The 19,226-nt window shown below is 73.3% G+C and carries 20 protein-coding genes; 15 read left to right on the top strand and 5 right to left on the bottom strand.

Annotated elements, in window-relative coordinates; all coding sequences use genetic code 11:
- Nucleotides 1-3 precede the first annotated feature (3 nt).
- From CSIV_RS16770 to CSIV_RS16740, 7 genes are read left to right on the top strand one after another with little or no spacing between them, the layout of a single operon-like run.
- Nucleotides 4-1,011: an ABC transporter permease gene (locus tag CSIV_RS16770; RefSeq protein ID WP_077052443.1), complete on the top strand. Its 1,008-nt coding sequence runs from the start codon at nucleotides 4-6 to the stop codon at nucleotides 1,009-1,011.
- A complete protein-coding gene (locus CSIV_RS16765) occupies nucleotides 1,008-1,856 on the top strand; it encodes an ABC transporter permease (RefSeq protein WP_077052442.1) in 849 nt (282 codons plus the stop codon). The genes CSIV_RS16770 and CSIV_RS16765 overlap by 4 nt, the downstream gene beginning before the upstream one ends.
- A gap of 3 nt (nucleotides 1,857-1,859) precedes the next feature.
- Nucleotides 1,860-3,479, top strand: a complete 1,620-nt coding sequence (locus tag CSIV_RS16760; protein WP_077052441.1) for a dipeptide ABC transporter ATP-binding protein — start codon at nucleotides 1,860-1,862, stop codon at nucleotides 3,477-3,479.
- Between the two features lie 28 nt (nucleotides 3,480-3,507).
- Nucleotides 3,508-4,620 (top strand): LLM class flavin-dependent oxidoreductase, encoded by a 1,113-nt coding sequence (locus CSIV_RS16755; protein WP_077052440.1) that lies wholly within the window; start codon nucleotides 3,508-3,510, stop codon nucleotides 4,618-4,620.
- Nucleotides 4,617-5,603, top strand: coding sequence for a ketopantoate reductase family protein (locus tag CSIV_RS16750; RefSeq protein WP_077052439.1), 987 nt, complete (start codon nucleotides 4,617-4,619; stop codon nucleotides 5,601-5,603). Before CSIV_RS16755 ends, CSIV_RS16750 begins: the two co-directional genes overlap by 4 nt.
- The gene (locus CSIV_RS16745; protein ID WP_077052438.1) at nucleotides 5,600-5,830 is read left to right on the top strand and encodes a hypothetical protein; all 231 of its coding nucleotides are present in this window, start codon (nucleotides 5,600-5,602) and stop codon (nucleotides 5,828-5,830) included. The genes CSIV_RS16750 and CSIV_RS16745 overlap by 4 nt, the downstream gene beginning before the upstream one ends.
- The gene (locus CSIV_RS16740; RefSeq protein WP_077052437.1) at nucleotides 5,827-7,137 is read left to right on the top strand and encodes an FAD-binding oxidoreductase; all 1,311 of its coding nucleotides are present in this window, start codon (nucleotides 5,827-5,829) and stop codon (nucleotides 7,135-7,137) included. Before CSIV_RS16745 ends, CSIV_RS16740 begins: the two co-directional genes overlap by 4 nt.
- Before the next feature lie 10 nt (nucleotides 7,138-7,147).
- Here CSIV_RS16740 and CSIV_RS16735 read toward each other — a convergent pair whose 3' ends face one another.
- On the bottom strand, nucleotides 7,148-7,657 hold the full coding sequence (locus CSIV_RS16735) for a DUF4188 domain-containing protein (RefSeq protein WP_077052436.1): 510 nt from the start codon (nucleotides 7,655-7,657) through the stop codon (nucleotides 7,148-7,150).
- Between the two features lie 71 nt (nucleotides 7,658-7,728).
- Between CSIV_RS16735 and CSIV_RS16730 the strand changes: the two genes are divergently transcribed.
- Entirely contained in the window at nucleotides 7,729-8,340 is a 612-nt protein-coding gene (locus tag CSIV_RS16730; protein WP_077052435.1) for a MerR family transcriptional regulator, read from the top strand.
- 9 nt (nucleotides 8,341-8,349) lie between these two features.
- On the opposite strand, the gene CSIV_RS16725 is transcribed toward CSIV_RS16730, so the two are convergent.
- Nucleotides 8,350-8,640: a DUF4287 domain-containing protein gene (locus CSIV_RS16725; RefSeq protein WP_077052434.1), complete on the bottom strand. Its 291-nt coding sequence runs from the start codon at nucleotides 8,638-8,640 to the stop codon at nucleotides 8,350-8,352.
- A 90-nt stretch (nucleotides 8,641-8,730) separates the two neighbouring features.
- On the opposite strand from CSIV_RS16725, the gene CSIV_RS18765 reads away from it, so the two are divergent.
- Both CSIV_RS18765 and CSIV_RS16715 read left to right on the top strand, forming a co-directional pair.
- On the top strand, nucleotides 8,731-9,702 hold the full coding sequence (locus CSIV_RS18765) for a GNAT family N-acetyltransferase (RefSeq protein WP_083735195.1): 972 nt from the start codon (nucleotides 8,731-8,733) through the stop codon (nucleotides 9,700-9,702).
- Entirely contained in the window at nucleotides 9,699-11,492 is a 1,794-nt protein-coding gene (locus CSIV_RS16715) for a S16 family serine protease (protein WP_160897447.1), read from the top strand. Before CSIV_RS18765 ends, CSIV_RS16715 begins: the two co-directional genes overlap by 4 nt.
- A gap of 9 nt (nucleotides 11,493-11,501) precedes the next feature.
- Here CSIV_RS16715 and CSIV_RS16710 read toward each other — a convergent pair whose 3' ends face one another.
- The 3 genes from CSIV_RS16710 to CSIV_RS16700 are packed head-to-tail and all read right to left on the bottom strand — an operon-like array spanning nucleotide 11,502 to nucleotide 13,580.
- Nucleotides 11,502-11,723, bottom strand: a complete 222-nt coding sequence (locus CSIV_RS16710; RefSeq protein ID WP_077052432.1) for a hypothetical protein — start codon at nucleotides 11,721-11,723, stop codon at nucleotides 11,502-11,504.
- A gap of 55 nt (nucleotides 11,724-11,778) precedes the next feature.
- Complete coding sequence (locus CSIV_RS16705) at nucleotides 11,779-12,768, bottom strand: DNA-3-methyladenine glycosylase family protein (RefSeq protein WP_077052431.1); 990 nt, start codon at nucleotides 12,766-12,768, stop codon at nucleotides 11,779-11,781.
- A gap of 50 nt (nucleotides 12,769-12,818) precedes the next feature.
- Nucleotides 12,819-13,580, bottom strand: coding sequence for a winged helix-turn-helix domain-containing protein (locus CSIV_RS16700; RefSeq protein WP_077052430.1), 762 nt, complete (start codon nucleotides 13,578-13,580; stop codon nucleotides 12,819-12,821).
- Nucleotides 13,581-14,011: 431 nt separating this feature from the next.
- Between CSIV_RS16700 and CSIV_RS16695 the strand changes: the two genes are divergently transcribed.
- The 5 genes from CSIV_RS16695 (at nucleotide 14,012) to CSIV_RS16675 (ending at nucleotide 19,225) form a co-directional block, all read left to right on the top strand.
- Nucleotides 14,012-14,305: a GNAT family N-acetyltransferase gene (locus tag CSIV_RS16695; protein ID WP_077052429.1), complete on the top strand. Its 294-nt coding sequence runs from the start codon at nucleotides 14,012-14,014 to the stop codon at nucleotides 14,303-14,305.
- Between the two features lie 90 nt (nucleotides 14,306-14,395).
- A complete protein-coding gene (locus tag CSIV_RS16690) occupies nucleotides 14,396-14,605 on the top strand; it encodes a hypothetical protein (RefSeq protein WP_077052428.1) in 210 nt (69 codons plus the stop codon).
- Between the two features lies 1 nt (nucleotide 14,606).
- On the top strand, nucleotides 14,607-14,924 hold the full coding sequence (locus CSIV_RS18180) for a hypothetical protein (protein WP_077052427.1): 318 nt from the start codon (nucleotides 14,607-14,609) through the stop codon (nucleotides 14,922-14,924).
- A gap of 78 nt (nucleotides 14,925-15,002) precedes the next feature.
- Nucleotides 15,003-16,157 (top strand): exonuclease SbcCD subunit D, encoded by a 1,155-nt coding sequence (locus CSIV_RS16680; RefSeq protein WP_077052426.1) that lies wholly within the window; start codon nucleotides 15,003-15,005, stop codon nucleotides 16,155-16,157.
- Nucleotides 16,154-19,225 carry an AAA family ATPase gene (locus CSIV_RS16675; protein WP_077052425.1) on the top strand — a complete coding sequence of 1,024 codons (3,072 nt, stop codon included), beginning with the start codon at nucleotides 16,154-16,156 and terminating at the stop codon, nucleotides 19,223-19,225. Before CSIV_RS16680 ends, CSIV_RS16675 begins: the two co-directional genes overlap by 4 nt.
- Nucleotide 19,226 lies beyond the last annotated feature (1 nt).

Genomic DNA, 19,226 nt, shown 5'->3' with positions numbered 1-19,226 from the left:
GATATGAACTCCGCCTATCTGATCTTCGCGGCCAAGCGCCTCGGCCAAGCGGTCGTCGTGGTGCTGCTGGCCTACGTGCTGACCTTCGTGGTGATCAGCGTGCTCCCCGGCGATCCGCTCACGAGCACCCTGCGCAACCCCGAGAACGGCTTCACCGAAGACCAGATCCAGAAGATGGTGGAGTTCTACGGACTGGACCGCCCGGTCTGGGTGCAGCTGGTCGAGGCGCTGGGGCGCTTCGTCCGCGGCGACCTCGGGGTCTCCCTGAGGTCCAGCCAGCCGGTGGCCACGATCGTGGGGGACGCCCTGCCGTCGACGTTCGCTCTCGCGGCGTCGGCGCTGGGCGTCGCCCTGGTCCTCGCCTTCGCCCTCGCGTACGGCACCCAGGTGCTCCCGCGCCGGGCGGCGCAGGTGCTGCGCTCGGTTCCGGCCCTGTTCCTCTCGGTGCCGAACTTCGTGATCGGCCTGCTGCTGCTGAACGTCTTCGCCTTCCAGCTGAGCCTGTTCTCGGTCATCGAGCCGGACAGCCCGGTGGCCACGTTCTTCGCGGCGGTGGCGCTCGGTATCCCGGTATCGGCGCAGATCGCGCAGGTGCTCATCACCGGGCTCGATCACGAATTCGGCGAGGACTACGCCGTCGTCGCCTACGCCCGGGGCCTCGGGCGGGCGCGCCTGTTCTTCGCGCACCTGCTCAAGCCGTCGGCGCTCCCGGTCGTCACGATCATCGCGCTCACCGTCGGCGAGCTGCTCGGCGGCGCCCTCATCACCGAGACGGTCTTCGGTCGGGCGGGGATCGGCAGCGTCGTCCAGACGGCGGTGGCGACCCAGGACCTCCCCGTCCTGCAGGCGATCGTCGCGCTGGCCGCGGTCGTGTTCGTCGCCGTGAACCTCGTCGCCGACCTGCTCTACCCCGTCCTGGATCCGCGCGTGTCGCTGCTGCAGCCGCGCCGGACCGCCGTGCCGGCCCCGATCGCGGACACGGCGCTTCCCGAGAAAGCGAGCGTCCGATGACCGCTGTCCTGACCCCCGCGCTGTCCGGTTCGGACGCGCTCGGCGCTCGACGTCGTGGCATCCCGGTCGCCGTCGTCCTGGCAATCCTCGTGATCGTCATCGTCACCGCCTGGGCGATCGCGCCCTCCGTGTTCACCGCGTCCGATCCCGTCGTCGGCGACACGAGTGAGAAGCTCCTCGCCCCGAGCTTCGCGCACTGGTTCGGCACCGACAACCTCGGTCGCGACGTCTTCACCCGCGTGGTCTACGGCACCCGCTCGTCGGTGCTGAGCGCCCTGATCGCGGTGGGCATCGCCGTGCTCGTCGGCGGACTGCTCGGGCTCGTCGCGGGCTTCTTCGGCGGCCTCGTGGACGTTCTCACGGCGCGCGTCGTCGACGTGCTGCTGGCGATCCCGAGCTTCCTGCTCGCCGTGGTCGTCGTGAGCTCGCTGGGGTTCCAGACCATCAACGCCGCCATCGCGACCGGTGTCTCGGCCGTCGCCGTCTTCGCACGGGTGATGCGCTCCGAGGCGCTGAAGGTGCGCGGCACGGTCTACGTCGAGGCCGCGCAGCTGCAGGGCGGGTCGCGCCTGCACGTGCTGCTGACGCACGTCCTGCCCAACGCCTCGCGATCCGTGCTGTCGCTCGCCGTCCTGCAGTTCGGGGTGTCGATCCTGGTCATCGCGGGACTCGCGTTCCTCGGCTACGGCGACCCGCCCCCGGCATCCGACTGGGGCCTGCTGGTCTCGGCGGGCAAGGACTACCTCGTGTCGAGCCCCTGGCTCGTCTACGCCCCCTCGGCGGTCATCGTCGTCGTGGTGCTGTCGATCAACCGCGTCAGCCGCTGGCTGCGAGCGAAGGACTGAACCATGACGGACACCCTCCTCTCCGTGCGCGACCTGTCCATCTCGTACGGCGGCCGCCGGGTCGTCTCCGACGTCTCGTTCGATCTGCAGCGCGGCCGGAGCCTCGCCCTCATCGGCGAGTCCGGCTCGGGCAAGTCGACCATCGCGAAGGCCGTGCTGCGGCTCCTCCCGCGCGACTCCGGTCATGCCGAAGGCCGCGTGCTGCTCGAGGGCGACGACGTGCTGGGCCTGCCCCTCGCCCGCTTCCGCCCCCTGCGCGGACGCCGTCTCGGGTTCGTGCCGCAGGACCCCGCATCGGCCCTCAACCCCGTCCGTACCATCGGCAGCCAGGCGCACGAGGCGGCCGCCCTCACCGGGGAGCGGGATGCCGCGCTCCGCCGCGCCGCCATCCTCGAGGTCTTCGACCGCGTGGGGCTGGCCGATCCGGAGCGCGTGTACCGCTCGTACCCGCACCAGCTCTCCGGAGGGATGCTCCAGCGCGTGCTGATCGGGCTCGCCGTCCTCCCCGAGCCGGCGCTCCTCGTCGCCGACGAGCCCACGAGCGCCCTGGACGTGACGATCCAGAAGCGCATCCTCGACCTGCTCACCGACCTCCGGACATCCCTCGGGATCGGCCTGCTCCTCATCACGCACGACCTCGCGCTCGCGGCCGAACGCGCCGACGACCTCGTCGTGCTGCGCGACGGCGTGATCCAGGAGGCGGGGCCGGTGGCGCAGGTGTTCGCCTCGCCGCGCTCCGAGTACGCCGCCGCGCTCCGCGCCGATGTCCCCGCGCTCTCGCCCGACCGCTACCGGGCGGTGCTGGCGGAACGGCGCATCGACCCCGCCCGCCCCGCCGTGCAGGTGTCCGACGTCGTGAAGACCTTTCGTGTCGGCGGGGAGGAGCTGCGCGCGGTCGACGACGTCTCGTTCGAGGTGGCCGCCGGAAGCACCCACGCACTCGTCGGCGAATCGGGTTCCGGAAAGACGACGACCGTCCGCCTCCTCCTGGGCTTGGAGACTCCGGATGCCGGCGACCTCCGCGTCGCGGGTGACACCGTGTACGGGCGTTCCCGCAAGGACCTGCGCACCGTGCGGCGCCATCTGCAGCTGGTGTACCAGAACCCCTTCACGTCGCTCGACCCGTCGTGGCACGTCGAGAGCCTGGTCCGCGAGCCTCTCGACCGCTATCGCGTGGGCGACCGGCGCGCGCGGCGGGAGGCGGCCCGTGCCGTGCTGTCCGCGGTCGGGCTGCGCGAGCACCTGTGGCGGCGCCGCGCCGCGGCCCTCTCGGGCGGCCAGCGCCAGCGCGTCGCGATCGCCCGTGCCCTCGTCCTCGAGCCCGACGTGCTGGTGCTCGACGAACCCACGAGCGCGCTCGACGTCACCGTCCAGGCCGAGATCCTCGACGTGCTCACGCGACTGCAGGTCGAGCGGGGTCTGACCTACCTGTTCGTCTCGCACGATCTCGCGCTCGTCCGCCAGATCGCGGACACCGTCACCGTCCTCCGTCACGGCCGCGTCGTGGAACACGGCACCGCGGCCGAGGTGCTCGACACGCCCCGGCACCCCTACACCCGCTCCCTCGTCGCCGCCGTCCCCGATCCCCGCGGCATCCGATCCTCCGTGCCCGCCACGGTCTGAACCTCCGTCTCTCGCGAAAGGAACTCCCATGCCCGTCGAATTCGTCAACATGGTCGGCAGTCGTCCCCCCGGGTCCTCGGCTCCCGGCGGGAACACCTTCACCACGCCGATCGACGTGGACTGGCTGCGCCACTACGCACGCACCATCGAGGCCTACGGCTTCGACTACACGCTGATCCCGTACGCCTCGGCCAGCGCCGATCAGTACGCGCTCGCCGCGACCGTCCTCGCCGCGACGCAGAAGCTCAAGACCGTTGTCGCGGTGCGTCCGAACTCGGCGTTCCCCACCGTCGCCGCCCAGGGGCTGTCCACGCTCGACCAGCTCTCGGGCGGGCGGGCGCTCGTCCACATCATCTCCGGCGGCAGCGACCAGGAGCAGGCCCGCCAGGGCGACTACCTCGACAAGGAGCAGCGCTACCGCCGCTCGTCCGAGTTCATCCAGGTCCTCCGCCGCGTGTGGACGGAGAAGCAGCCGTTCTCGCATGAGGGCGAGTTCTACCGCTTCGACGGCTTCGGGCCCGGATACGCGACCCACTCCGGCGGCGCGCTCCCCGTGTCCCTCGGGGGGTCCAGCGAATTCGCCTACGCGTCCGGCGGCGCGCACGCCGACATCTTCGCGCTGTGGGGCGAGCCCCTCGCGCAGACGGCCGAGCAGATCGACCGGGTCTACGCCCACGCCCGTGCCGCGGGGCGCACCGACCGCCTCCGGTTCTGGGTCACGTTCCGCCCGGTGGTCGCCGCGACCGACGCGCTCGCCCGCGAGAAGGCCCGGGCCATCCTCGAGGCCGCCCGCCCCTTCTACGAGAAGGTGAAGGACATCAACAGCACGAACGTCGGCTCGGTGCGTCTGCGCGAGCTCTCGGAGCAGTCCGAGGAACACGACGGCGGCGTCCTGTGGACCCCGCGCGGCGTCGCCGGTTCCGGTGGCGCATCGTCGCTGCTCGTCGGCTCGCCCGAGACGATCGCCGAGGCCATCGTCCGGTACGTCGAGCTCGGCGCCGACATCGTCTCGCTCCCGACGCTCGGCGACCTGAACGACGCGGTGGATGCCGGGCGCCTGGTCATCCCGCTCGTGCGCGAAGAGGTCGCCCGGCGCGGGATCGACCCCGAGGTCGTGTTCGGTCGGCGGAACGTCGCGTGAGCGGACGCCGGCTCATCGTCGGGGCGGGAGCCCTGGGCGCCCTCCTGGCCGCGCAGTGGCGGGCCGCGGGCGTGCCCGCCGTGCTCGTCGCGCGCGGGGCGGCGCTCGAGGTCATCCGTGAGCGCGGCGTGACCGTCCGCCGCCCGCACGGCGACGAGACCGTCGTCGTGGACGTGGTCGGATCGGTCGACGCCGCCGAGCCGGCGGAGGGCGATTCCGTCGTCCTCGCGGTGAAGGCGCAGGATGCCGAGCAGGCGCTGGCCTCCGTCGCGTGGCGCCCCCTCGCCGGGGGAGGAGCGGTGGCGGACCTGCCGGTGGTGACGCTGCAGAACGGGCTCTCCGCCGAAGCCGTCGCGTCGCGGCGTTCGGCGGCCGTGGTGGGCGTCTCCGTCGGGATCGCCGCCAGTCACCTGCGCCCGGGCGAGGTCGTCTCGCCCTCGTGGCCGACGATCGGTGTCGCGCGCGTGGGCGCGGCGACGGCCGCGGGTGCGCCGTTCGTCGAGGCCGTGCGGGAGGATCTCGCCCGCGCGGGCTTCGCGGCATCCGTGGTGGACGACATCGCGGCCACGAAGCGGCGGAAGCTCCTGGCCAATCTCCGCAACGTGGTGGAGGTCTTCGACGTCGACGCGGCGGAGCGGGATGCCGCGACCGACGCGCTGCGTCGCGAGGCGGAGGCGCTCTTCGCGCGGCTCGACCTGGCCGTGGCACCCGCCGAGCAGGGGTTCCTCCCGGTCGAGGACGTCCCGGGCCACGTGCCCGGGCGGCTGTCGACGTGGCAGAGCCTCGAACGCGGCACGAGCGTCGAGAGCGACTACCTCGTCGGCGACATCGTGCTGCTGGCCCGGGGTTCAGGCCGGACGGTCCCGCTCGCCGAGGCGATCCAGCACGCCCTCGGCATCCTGGCCGCCCGGGGCGACCGTCCCGGCAGCGTGCCGTTGCCGGCCGAGATCGCCCACGCCGCGCGGGCGGGGGTGGCATCGTGAGCGCGCTCGCGGTCTCGGCCCCCTCGGCGGGCTCATCGGCCCGCGGACTGCACATCGGCTTCCACACCCGCGTGCCGTTCGAGGCCGACCCCGCCGTCGCCGAGGCGGACGACCTCATCGCGTTCCTCCCGCCGGAGTTCGGTCTCGCCGAGAGCACGCGCCTGCTCGAGGACATCGCCGAGCACGTCCTCCCCGCTCTCCGAACCGAACGAAAGGTCCGTGCATGACCGCTCCCGCGACCGAGATCGACCGGGCGATCGACCGCTCGGGACTCCGACCGGTGGGCGCGCCCACCGAGGTCGTCGTGGCCCGCGACGTCGCCGAGGTGCAGGAGACGGTCCGGCGCGCGGCGGCCGCCGGCACCCCCCTCATCACCCGGGGGGCCGGTTCGGGCCTGGCCGGCGGAGCCGTCGCGGGGGAGGGCGCGATCGTCCTCGATCTCTCCCGCCTCACCCGCATCCGCTCGATCGACCCGGTGGACGGCACCGCGGAGGTCGAGGCCGGCGTCATCACGGCCGACCTGGATGCCGCGGCCCGCACCCACGGCCTGATGTACGCACCGGATCCGGGCAGCGTCGGCATCTCCACGGTCGGCGGCAACATCGCCACGAACGCGGGGGGCCTGCGCGGCGCGAAGTACGGCGTGACACGCGATGCGGTGCTGTCGGTCGACGTGGTCCTGGCCGACGGTTCGCTCGTCCGCCTCGGTCGGCCGACCATCAAGGGCGTCACCGGGTACGACCTGGCGGGCCTCGTGGTGGGGTCCGAGGGGACGCTCGGCATCGTCGTCGCGGCCCGCGTGCGCCTGCTGCCGGCGCCGCAGCGGGTGGCCACGGCCTCCGCGTTCTTCGCGACGCTGGAGGACGCGGCGCGCGCGGTCGCCGCGATCGCGGTGAGCGGTGCGCGCCCCGCGGTGCTCGAGATCCTCGACGGCGCGACGCTCGGGGCGATCGACGCAGCCTCCGGGACGGCGCTGCGCGCTCAGGGGGAGGCCCTGCTGCTCGCGCAGACCGACGGCTTCGGCGCCGCGGAGGAGATGGCCGTCGTCCTCGCGGCGGTCGCTCCGACCGCGACCCGTCACGAGTGGACCGAGGATGCCGAGCGCGCCGCCGACCTCCTGTCCGCGCGGCGTCAGGCGCTTCCGGCACTGGAACGCATCGGTCGTCCCCTGATCGAGGACATCGCGGTCCCGCGGAGCCGGCTGGCCGAGGCGATCAGCGGCATCCGTCTGATCGCGGATCGCCACGGGGTGCCGATCTTCGTGTTCGGTCACGCCGGCGACGGCAACCTGCATCCGATCATCGTGGTCGAGCCGGGCGAGGGCGATCTGCCCGAGACCGCCGTCCGCGCCGCCGACGACATCTTCGCTCTGGCGCTGTCGCTCGGCGGGACGGTGACCGCCGAGCACGGTGTCGGCCGACTCAAGCGCGAATGGGCGCGGCGCGAACTGGGCGAGGACGCCGTGCGGCTGCACAACGAGATCAAGCGGGTGTTCGATCCGCTCGGCATCCTGAACCCGGGTAGCGGGTACTGAGCCGGTCCGGTCACTGCGCGGGTTCGACCGGCGGGCGCGCCGACGTGCGCCCGTCGGCCGCGCGGGCCGCCGCTCGGTCGTGCCGTGAGCCGACGGGCACGATCGCCGTCGCCTTCGGCAGCCCCATCGCGGGCGTCGCGACGAAGATCGACTCGGCGCGGTCGACGAGGTACGTCTCGTGCCAGATGCCCACGGCACCGGCCGCTTTCCGCGCGCGCTTGTTGAAGCGGGTCCAGGCCGGACGGTGCGCCTGCGCGGGGGCCGACGCGTAGGCGTACAGCTTCTCCAGCGACGACCAGTACTGCACGAGGTACGGCCCGCGCGCTCCGATGAGCATCGTGAACCCGAGGAGTCCCGACTCGGGGTCCGTGCTGAGTTCACGCAGCATCGGCCCCATCTCGGCGGAGATGGGCAGCCACAGGTCGGGCCGCCACCACCGGTTGACGGTCATGCCGATGTGGAAGACGACCAGTTCGCCGTCGTGCTGGTGGGTCATCCGACCCGGATTGATGGATGCCATGGGCCCGTCCTCACTGGATAGTGTCACTATCTAGTGTTGGATAGTAAAACTATCCAGTCAAGGGGGAATCGATGCGCATCTCGGAACTGTCCGCTCGCAGCGGGGTCTCCGTGGCGACGATCAAGTACTACCTCCGCGAGCGCGTGCTGCCCGAGGGGGAGCGGACGTCACCGACCCAGGCGACGTACGGCGAACCGCACCTGCGCCGACTCGGCGTCATCCGGGCCCTCGTCGCCGCCGGTGTCGGGATCGCCGGGGTGCGCAACGTCATCGGCGTGCTCGAGAACCCCCCGGAGGCGCCCGGCGCGCTCCTCGGAGCAGCGAGCTCGGCGGTGAACCCGGCCGACGACGACGCCCACCTCGACCTGGAGCCGGCGCGCGCGCTCGTGGCCCGCTTCGGCGGTGAGCCGGACGAGTGCGCGCCGGGTCAGGTCGCCGCCGTCGCCCGCGCCCTGAACGCGCTCGACCGTGCGGGGTTCGCGGTTCCGGAACCCGTGCTCGCCGCGTACGTCGAGCATCTGGCCGCCATCGGCGAGGCGGAACTCGAGGCGACGCCCGCGGACTCCGCTGAAGAGGCCGTCCGCTACGTCGTCCTCGGCACCGTGCTCGTCGAACCGCTCATTCTCGCCCTCCGTCGGGTCGCCGAGCAGATGGCCGCCTCGCGCCGGTTCGGGGGCGGCTGAGCCGTCCGGTCAGCGGTGCGGGTTCGACGCGGCGCCGTCGAGCCACAGCGTGTCGGTCGGGTCGCTGTGCGTGCCGCCGGAGCCGACGTGGGTGGCGCTGATCCGCGGGCCCTTCGTGATGACGTGCACGAGAGCCATGCCGTGACCGCGTCCGAGGTCGTAGTCGGTCTTCAGCCACTCCAGGATCGGGGTCGCCTTGGTGTCGGGGCCGAATCCGCGTTCCGTCGCGAGATCGACGAGCTGGCGCGGCGTCAGCCCGGTCTTCTTCTCGACCGCGTCGAGGTACGCCTGGAAGGACATCGGTACTCCTGTCTCGGTGGCGGGCGGCGGGGCGGTGGGCGCCCGGCGCCCGAGGGTCAGGCTAGCGACACGGCGCGATAGCGTCGAGGGATGGCCGTCACGTTCCGCCGCGCACCCGTCGCCGACATCGCCCCGCTCACCCTCTACCGTCTGCTGTGGCTCCGGGTGTCCGTCTTCGTCGTCGAGCAGGAGGCCGCGTACCCCGAGATCGACGGCCGCGACATCGAGCCCGGCGCCGAGCTGCTCTGGGCCGAGGACGGATCCGGAGCCGTGCTCGCGACCCTGCGCGTGCTGCGCGAAGGCTGCAACACCCGCATCGGGCGGGTCGCGACCGCCGCGTCCGCGCGAGGCCGGGGGCTCGCCGCCGACCTGATGCGCGCCGCTGTGGGGATCCTGGATGCCGAGGCCCCCGGCATCCCGATCCTCCTCGATGCCCAGGCTCAGCTCGCCGAGTGGTACGGCCGCTTCGGATTCATCGTTTCGGGCGAGCCCTTCGCCGAGGACGGCATCCCGCACCTGCCGATGCGGCGCACCCACCTCGCCACCGAGCGACTCGTGCTCCGGGAGTGGACCCGCGCGGAAGACGACCGGACGTTCCTGTTCGACATGTACCGCCGTCCCGAGGTGCGTCGGTACATCGGCGACGGTCGGACGATGACGGATGCCGCCGAGGTCGACGCCCTGCTCGATCGGTGGAGCGACCGCGGCGACGGGGTCCTCGGCGTCCGCGCCGTCACGCGAGCCGACGGGCGGAGGCTGGGCGCGATCCTGCTGAAGCCCATCCCGTGGTCCGCCGGTGTGGGCGACGGGCGAGCCGACGACGTCGAGATCGGCTGGCACTTCCACCCCGACGCCCAGGGCCGCGGGTACGCGACGGAGGCCGCCGCGGCGGTGCTCGCGCTCGCGCACGCGACCGGCATCCCTCGTGTGGTCGCCGTGACCCACCCCGACAACCGCGCCTCGCAGGCGGTCGCCGAGCGCATCGGCATGCGGCCGGCCGGAGAGACCGACGACTACTACGACACGACGTGCGCGCTGTTCGTCTCGGAGCGGCCGTCGTGAGACGCACCGCCGCCGCGGCCGTCGCTCTCGTGTGCGTCCTCGTCCTCTCGGGGTGCGGGCTTCAGTTCTCCCTCGGTTTCGGCACCGGGTCGGACGGCCGGTTCGAGGGCAGCGAGATCACCGTGCCCGTGCTGTACGCGAGCGGCAAGAAAGGGGTGCTGGCCGCCCAGCGCATCACCGCGTCCTCCGCCGACGGCGACGGCCTCAGCGTCGACATCACCGAGAACGACGTCAGCGGCGTCGATCCGGTCACGCAGTCCGCGACCTGGACGGCGGTCACCGCCGCGACGCTCCTCACCGGCGCGCGGCCGGACACCGCGTACACGTTCGGCTTCGACACGCGCCTCGCGACCCCGGCGGCGGGCGCCGTCACCGCCGTGGGCGTCCTCGCGCTGTACTACGGCACCGAGATCCAGTCGGGGGTCGCCCTGTCCGGAGCGGTGACCCCGTTCGGCGCGATCCGACCCGTCGCGGGGCTGGCGGAGCAGGTCGCCGCGGCCGTCGAGGCCGGAGGGATCGACACGATCCTCGTTCCGGCCGGTCAGCGGATGGTGCGGAACGCGCAGGGCGAGACGGTCGACCTCGACCAGCTCGCCGCGACCGGCGGGATGACGGTGACCGAGGTCGCCGACATCGCCGGCGCCTACGCCGTGATGACGGGGGACGACCTTCCGGAGGCGGCGTTCCCCACGCCGCCGCCCTCCCCGTCGCCCCTCCCCGCGGCCGTGGACGTCGCCGAGGACGACGGGCCGCTCGGCGCCGCCGTGGACGCGATCCTGCAGGCCGCCTCCGCGTCCCTCGAGACCGCGACCGACCCGGCGCTCGCCGACCCGGCGCGCACCGCGCTCGCCAACGCCTCGGCCCTGCGCGCGGGGGGAGAGACCGAGGCGGCGTTCGCTGCTGCCACGACGGCCGCCGACGCGGCGGCCCTCGCCGCATCGGCGCAGGCGCCCGCCGAGGAGGCGACCGCGGATTCCGCGCGGGTCCGCGAGGCCGCCGGGGGGCTCCTCGACGACCTCGACCAGCGGTCGCCCGAAACCCTCGACGATCTCGACGCGGTCCTCCGTGCCGCGACCGCCGCCACCGAGGCCTACGCCCTCGCCCGGTACGCCGAGGACATGTCCGCCGAACCGGTGGACGACTCCTCCCTCCTGGCCGCGACCACGGCCGTCGCGCTCGCGCGGTCGTCCCTCCGTACGGCTCAGGCTGTCAGCGGACTGCCCGCGGGCGGCGGTGGCCGACTCGTCGGCGACGCCGACCTCGACGGGGTGGCCTCGCTGCTGCGGCGGGCGGGTATCGCGGCGGGCGACGCGTATCGGTCACGGGTGATCGCGGCGCGCGCCGACGCCGACGGCATCGACGTCGACGCCGCCGAGGCGCGCGTGGCGGCGGCCGACCCCGCGGCGCTGCGCGCGCTCGCCCTCGCCCGCGCGCGCGACGAGCTGGCCGAACGAGCTCCCGACGACCGCGGGTGGGCCGCGCTCGGCATCGCTCTCGTCGGATACACGCGCGTGTCGCCCGTGCTCGCGGCGACGCAGGCCGTGCGTCCGCCGTCGGACGTGGATGCCGCGGACGCGGCGGCGCGACGGATCGCCGTGGCCGACGAGTACACGGTGTCGGCGGTCGATGCGCTGACGGAAACGGGGGCGACGACGCCGTTCGTCCGGGGCGCGTTGGCGGAGGCGACGATCGACGCCCAGGCGACGCCCGCCGCGGGGGCCGCGGGCTACGTCACGCCGTTCGTGACCGCCCGGGTGCTCGCCTTCGCCGCCGGCGTCGAACGTTCCTGAGCCCGCGCGTCAGAGCTCGACGCCGTTGTCGGGGTCGTTGACGCCGACGTTGCGTCCGCGGTTCGACTCGAACGCGATGAGCCACCCCAGCGAGATCACGGCCGCCAGCAGCAGGCCGAGCCACACGTTCTGCCATACCAGACCGAACAGGATGCCGGCACCCAGCAGCACCACGGAACCGAGAAGCCAGTACGTGCGTCCGCGGGGCCAGCCCGTCCCGGAGTGCGTCATGCGCCCAGCCTAGGCGCGCGCCGCCTGCGATGCCCCGCGCGACCGGTCGCGGTGGTCACCGGTCGCGGTGGTCTTCGGGCGCGAGTCGCGGACCGCGTCGCGGTTCCAGTCCGGCTCCCGCGTAGATCAGACGGATGACGCGCTGGCGGTGCCCGGCGAAGGGCTCGAGGAGTTCGAGCATGCCGTCGTCGTCGGTGCGGTGCCCCGTCAGGGCGTAGCCCACCTGGTGAGCCAGGTGGTAGTCGCCGATGCTCACGGCATCCGGATCCCCGAACGCCCGGATGCGCGTCTCGGCGCTCGTCCAGACGCCGACCCCGCGCAGGCTGATGAACACCCGGTCGCGGGCCTCGCCGTCCGCGGCATCCAGCGCTGCCCGTTCGACCGAGGCACCCCGGCGCGCGGCCTCGACGATCGTGCGCGACTGCGGCGGTTCGAGTCCCGCGCGATGCCAGGCCCAGGACGGTACGTGCCGCCAGCCCTCCACGTCCGGCGGGGCGAACATCGGGCGCGGCGTCGGACCGGGGGCGCGCTCGCCGTACCAGGTGACGATGCTGCGCCACGCGGAGAACGCCTGGAGGCTCGTGACCTTCTGCTCCATGACCGCGCTCACCAGCGCATCGAACACGAGGTCGGTGCGACCGATGCGGAGGTCAGGGTGCCGTCGATGCCACTCGGCGACCGACGGATGCCGCGACGCGTCAAAACCGTCGGGCTCGTCGAGCGCGCCGCACAGCGCGGGCAGCTGGTCCACCGCCCACTCGGCGCCCGGACCCCACGCCGCGGCTCGGACCGTGCCGTCGGCGGTGCGGCGGAGCGCGAGCGTCGCGACGCCCGTCGGGGTGCGACTCGCGCGCCAGAGCACACCCCCGGTGCGCAGCGCGCCCGACGCCAGGAACGTCGGGTCGTTGCGTCCGTGGCGTTGCGCACCGACCGCGGCCTCGACGTCGACGGGCCGAGCCGGGCGGTACTCCGTCTGGAGGGGCTCGGCGATCGGCGGTCGCGGGTCGCGCGACGACGGTCGCACGTGCACCCGCGTCGATCTCATGCCGACACCCTACGTCGCCCCGCCGACATGACGCTCAGCGGGGTAGCTGCTCAGAAGCGGTCGGGCGAGGGCGTGCCGTGGCCGTAGCGGATGGACACGTCGGCGTGCCGGTCGAACCGGTAACCGACCCCCCGCACGGTGCGGACGATGTCCTCGTACGCGCCGAGCTTCGCGCGCAGACGCCGCACGTGCACGTCGATCGTGCGCTCACCGGGCGCTTCGTCGTCGGTCGCGCCCTCCCACAGCGACGAGACGAGCTCGGTGCGCTCGATCGTGCGGCCTTCGCGGAGCACGAGGTACTGCAGCAGCTCGAACTCCTTGAAGGTGAAGGCGGCGGACTCGCCGTCGATGAGGACGCGCTTGCGCGAGATGTCGACGACGACGCCGCGGGGAGCGCGGTCCTCTTCGGCCGGCTCCTCCTTCGTGCGGGCGACGGCGGAGGGTTCGTGCAGGGCGAGCCGCACCACGTCGACGTCGCGACCGCCGGCACCGGCCGGGGCGAGTGCGACCGTCGCGTACGTCTCGGCGGCGGGCGCGAGCTCGCCGAGCGTGCGGCGCAGCGCCTCGACAAGGGTGCCGAGGCTGACGCCGGCTTCGGCGGCCTTGGCCTCGTCGATGCCGACGTAGAGGGCGAAGCCGCGGGGAGCGGTCCCGGCGGGCAGTGCGGCCCGTGCCGCGGGGGTGGGGGTCGCGGGGGCGGCAGCCGGAGCGGCGGGCCGCGCGGCGACGACGCGACGCGCGGGCTGCGGGCGGACCGCGGTGGCGGAAGTGGCGGTGGTGGCGGGGCGGTCGAGAACGGCGGAGATCGACATGAGGGAAGTGTCCTTCAGTGGTGAACCCGGGCGTCGAGGGAGCGGGGTTCAGCGGGAGGTGTGTGGCCGAGGGGCCGGAGCGCGGTGTCCGGGTACGCGTGATCGACGCGGAAGGCGGACGACCGGGCGACGACGCCGGCGTTCAGAAGCGCGGGGTCGTCGGGGCGAGGGTCGCTGTTAGCGGCACATTCGACAACACATGACAACGCGGCCGGGCATCATGATGCCCGCAGTTCCGTTCGCCTCCCGGGCGGACAGAGCAAGCGCGTTGAGAGTCATGCGGCCGATTATGACCCACCGTGGCGGATTGCGTCAAATCGTGACCGGCGAGGATGTGGCATCCTGCTCTGTTCTCGGCGTGCAAGCGCCCGTGCATTGCGCACATTGCGTTCCCGGCGCCCGTTCCCGAGAAGCGGCGTACCGTGAGGTGCATGACCGACCTGCGTTTCGCTGACGATCGTGCCGCCTCGCGCTACACCCTGCACGACGGCGATGATCTGGTGTCCGTCCTCGACTATCGCGACGACGGCCGCACGATCGCGCTCACGCGCGCGTTCACCATTCCCACGTTCCGCGGACGAGGGTACGCCGCCGTGGTCGTGGAGCGGGCGGTCGACGCCATCGAGCAGGCGGGAGACCGCGAGATCCTCCCCGTGTGCTGGTACGTGGGCGAGTGGTTCGACGCCCACCCCGAGCGTGCGAGCCTCCTCCGCGCCCGAAGCTGAGCGACCCGGTACCCGGGCCTCCCTGAAGCGTCAACCCCCGGCTGCGGGGGCACCCCGGCGGCGAAGCTGGGAGCGTCGAAAGGGGATGCCATGACCGACGACCGCGACCTTCCCGAGGGCGTCATCGATGCGAACCCTCCCGGTGGCTGGGTGAGCGGCGATGTCGCCGACGGCGAGACCGCCGAGCAGAACGAGCGGGCGAAGGGGTCGCCGCGTCTGAACGACGCCGAGCCCTCGGACCCGATCGAAGGCGATGCCGCCAGTCAGGGCATCGACCCCGACATGAGCACGGAGGACTGACATGACCGACCACTCCCGCAGCCCCCAGCCGTCCGACGGCCCCGAGGGCGGGGCCTCGCCGGCGGATTCCGTCGGCGGCGCCGTGCACCCCGAGGGTAAGACGACGCGACCGGGCGAGCAGTCCGCACCCGCGATGGACACGCACCCCACCGACGACGAGGCGCGCATCGCCGGCGTCGTCGTGCAGACGCGTGCCGACGTCGGCGACGCGTCCGAAGAGCGCATCGCCGACGTGCTCCGTCAGCGCTTCTCCGACGTGGGCCTCGACCTGGGTGACGACCGCATCCGTGCTCTCGCCGCCGAGGTCGCCGCCGGCTGACGGAGCCGGACGCCTCGGCGTGCGCGACCCGCGCCCCGGCTGAGCGTCGATGTCGGAGGCCCGACGTACCGTGTGAACATGCGGATCCTGCACACCTCCGACTGGCACATCGGGCGGTCGTTCCACGGCCACTCGACGCTCGACGCCCTGGCCGACGTGCTCAGTGCGCTCGTCGAGCAGGTGCGGCTGCACGCCGTCGACGTCGTGATCGTCGCGGGCGACGTGTTCGACTCGGCGGCTCCGTCGGCGGCCTGCTACCCGCTTCTGACGGGCACGCTCGCGGCGCTCGCCGACGCCGGCGCACGCGTCATCGTGACCTCGGGCAACCACGATTCCGCAGCCCGGCTGGGTTTCCAGTCGGCCCTCCTGCGCGAAGAGATCACGGTCGTCACCGACCCGCTCGCCGTCGGTTCCCCGGTGACGATCGACGATGCGCACGGTCCGGTCCACTTCTACGGCATCCCCTACCTCGAGCCCGCGATCGTGCGCCACCTGTGGGAGGGTGTCGAACTGCGCAGCCAGGCGCAGACCATCGGCCACGCCATGGACCTCGTGCGCCGCGACCTGGCGGCGCGCGGCGGAAGGTCGGTCGCCATCGCGCACTGCTTCGCCGCCGGTGTCGAGGCGACGCCCGGCGTGGAGCGCGAGATCCGCCAGGGCGGGCTCGACAACGTGCCGCTCCCGGTCTTCGACGGCCCCGACTACGTCGCGCTCGGGCACATCCACGGGCGCCAGCAGCTCTCCGACCGCGTGCGTTACGCCGGCGCGCCCGTGCACTACAGCTTCGGCGAGGCCGGCAAACCGAGAGGGTCGTGGCTGATCGATCTGGATGCCACGGGCCTGGCATCCGTCCAGTGGCTCGATCTGCCCGTGCCGCGGCCGCTGGTCACTCTCCGGGCATCGTTCGACGACCTGCTGGGCGATCCCGCGTTCGACGCGCACGTCGACCAGTGGGTGCGGGCCGAGTACACCGACTCCACTCCGCAGATCGATCCGATGCGCCGGTTGCAGGCCCGGTTCCCCTGGTGCGCGACGGTCGCCCACACCCCGGCCGAGGCGCGGAAGGACGACGGCCTCGGCTACGCCCGACGTGTGCGCGCCGCCCGCGACGAGACCGAGATCATCGACGCGTTCCTCACGCACGTGCGCGAGGGCGAAGGGGCCTCCGACGCCGAGCGCGAGCTCATCCGAGAGGTGCTCGACGCGCGCGCCGTGACGGAGGCGCGGTCGTGAAGCTGCATCGCCTCGAACTCGAGGGCTTCGGGCCGTTCCTCGAACGGCAGGTCGTCGACTTCGACGCCTTCGCCGACGACGGGATCTTCCTCATCGCGGGCCGCACGGGCGCCGGGAAGTCGAGCGTCCTCGACGGCGTCTGCTACGGCCTCTACGGGGGTGTTCCCCGCTACGACGGAGCCGAGCGGCGTCTGCGCAGCGATCACTGCGGACTCGACGACCCCACGAGCGTGACGGTCGAGTTCAGCGCCGAGGGGCGCCGGTGGCGCGTCACGCGCTCGCCCGAGTACGAGCGTCCCAAGCGCAACGGCGCGGGGACCACGAAGGAGCCCCATCGGGCCGCTCTCGAGGTGCTCGAGCCCGAGGGCTGGACGGGTGTCGCGGCGCGACCGGTCGACGTGGCGGCGCACCTGGACGAAATCCTCGGGCTCACCCAGCAGCAGTTCCTGCAGGTGATTCTGCTCGCTCAGAATCGGTTCGCCCGGTTCCTCCTCGCCAAGAACGACGAACGGCAGGCGCTGCTGCGCACCCTCTTCGGCACCCGTTCGTTCGAGCAGTACGCCACGGCCCTCGACGATCGGCGCAAGCGCGCGGCCGAGCGCCTGGCCGCGGAGGGCACCGAGGTGTCGACACTGCTGGACGAGGCGGAGCGCATGGTCGCCGAGACCGACGCGGCCCGCGAGGTCGGGCCGGAGGCCGATGCCGTGGGCGGATCCGACGTGCGCGAAGACGCTGCGGAGTCCGAGGGCCCGGGGCACGCGACGCGGACGATCGACGAACGGCTCGCTCGTCTGATCCGCGCGGTCGAGCGATTGCAGTATCGCGTCGAGGCAGCCGCGCACGAGCGGGAGGCGGCGAAGGGTGCGCTCGATGCCGCGCTCGCCGCGGAGCGCGAGGCGGCGTCGATGCATGAGCGTCAGGTCGAGCGGCAGACGGCGCGGCAGCACCTCTCCGCCCTCGAGTCCGACGCCGACCGCGTCGCGGTCCTGCGGGCGGAGTCGGCGGCCGCGGCGGCCGCGGAGGTCCTGCGGGCGTCGGTCGACGCGCTCGACCGCACACGGCGCGCGGTCGAGCCCGCGCGTGCCGCGGTCGACGCCGCGGTCCGGGCGGCGGCCGACCTCGGCGAGGTCGGACTCGACGCAGCGGCCGACCTCACCATCCGCGACGACGAGCTCACGACGGTGATCGCGCGCGTCGACGAGGCGCTCGCCCTCGAGGACGAGTGGGCGGCGATCGAGGCCGACGTCGCGCGGCGTCGAGCGGACGTCGAGCGTGCCGAGCGGTCCGCCGACGAGGTCCGCACGCGGCGCGACGGGGTGCCGGCCGCGCTCGCCGGCCTCGATCAGCGGATCGCGGCTCTGACCGATGCCGCCTCCCGTCGCGACGTCGCCGCGGCCGAACGGACCGAGGTCGCCCGCCGGATCGACGCGGCGCTGGACGCCGAGAAGCTCGCCGAAGAGCGGGACATCGCCGATCTCGCCGCGCTCGTGCGCGCCGACGAACTGCGTCTCGCCGTCGAGGCCTGGAGCTCCCTCCTGCGGCGACGGCTCGCCGGGGCCGCAGCCGAACTCGCGCACGCCCTCGTGGACGGCGAACCGTGCGCCGTCTGCGGATCGCGCGAGCATCCGGCGCCCGCGGTGGGCGCCGGCGAACCCGTCACCGACGCCGAGGTCTCGGCCGCCGAAGACCGCAAGAACGCCGCGACCGAGCTCGACCGGCTGGCATCCGACGCTTCGCGGGTCGCCCGTGACGCTCACGCGCTCGCCGCCGCCCGGGCCGGAGGAGAATCGGTGACCGCGCTTCGCGAGCGACACGACCTCATCGGCGAGACGCTCGCGCGCGCAGAGGCCGACGTGGCCGAGTTCGACCGCCTGGCCGCCGCGCGCGCCGAGCTCCTCGACCGCGAGAAGGCGGACTCGGTCGAGAGTGAGCGGTGGGCGCACGAGCTCGCCGCGGCCCGTCAGGATCTCGCGCTGCACCTTCAGCGCGCCGAGGCACTGCGCGCGGCCGTCGAGGACGCACGCGGCACGTTCGACAGCGTGCGGGCGCGTCGCCGCGACCTCCGGGCACGCAGAGACGCCGTCCGCGCGGTGATCGCCGCGCGGATCGAGCACGAGACGCGCACCCGTGCCGCCGCGGATGCGCGCGCGACCTTCGACGGGCTGCGGGGCGAGAGCGCCTTCGCCCACGAGGACGACGTGCGCACCGCCCTTCGCGACCCCGCCGCCCGCCGCCGCCTGGAATCCGCGGTCGGCGAGCACGAGGCCGCGCTCGCCGCCGTCCGCCGTCGACTTCTCGAACTCGAACTCGTCCTCGTCGGGGCGCCCGACGAGCCCATCGACCTCGCCCCGGCGGCTGCGGCGGTACGCGACGCCCGCTCCGCCGTGGAGTCCGCCGCCGCCGCTCACGCCGCTGCCTCCGCGGTGGCGACGCGCGTGCGCGATCTCGCCCAGCGGGTCGATGCGGGCAGCTCCTCGGTCGCGCGACTGTCCGAGGCGCACGCGGTCGTCGCGCGCCTGGCCGACACGATGGCCGGCCGTGCCCCGAACACCCGCCGGATGACCCTCGAGACCTTCGTCCTCGCGGCCGAGCTGGAAGAGATCGTGGATGCCGCGAACCTCCGTCTCGACCACATGTCCGCCGGTCGCTACCGGCTGCAGCACACCGACGCGTTGGCCGCGCGGGGAGCCGCGAGCGGTCTGGGACTCGAGATCATGGACGCCTTCACCGGCCAATGCCGACCGCCCCAGTCGCTGTCGGGCGGCGAGACGTTCCTCGCGTCCCTCGCCCTCGCGCTCGGGTTGGCCGAGGTCGTGACGGCGCGGGCGGGTGGCATCCGGCTCGACACCCTGTTCATCGACGAGGGCTTCGGCTCCCTCGACGACGAGACCCTCGACCTCGCGATGCGAACGCTCGACGAGCTGCGCCAGGGCGGCCGCACGGTCGGCGTCATCAGCCACGTCGCGTCGATGAAGGACCAGCTGCCGGCTCAGGTGCGGGTGACGGCGACCCCTCGCGGACCGAGCGTGATCCATCAGGACTCCGCGACGGTCGCAGCGCCCGCCTAGT

Origin of the sequence: Microbacterium sp. CSI-V, from assembly GCF_001984105.1 — a bacterium.
GTDB lineage: Bacteria > Actinomycetota > Actinomycetes > Actinomycetales > Microbacteriaceae > Microbacterium.
Note: the sequence above shows the minus strand (reverse complement) of the source record. Positions and strands in the feature narration are given on the sequence as shown.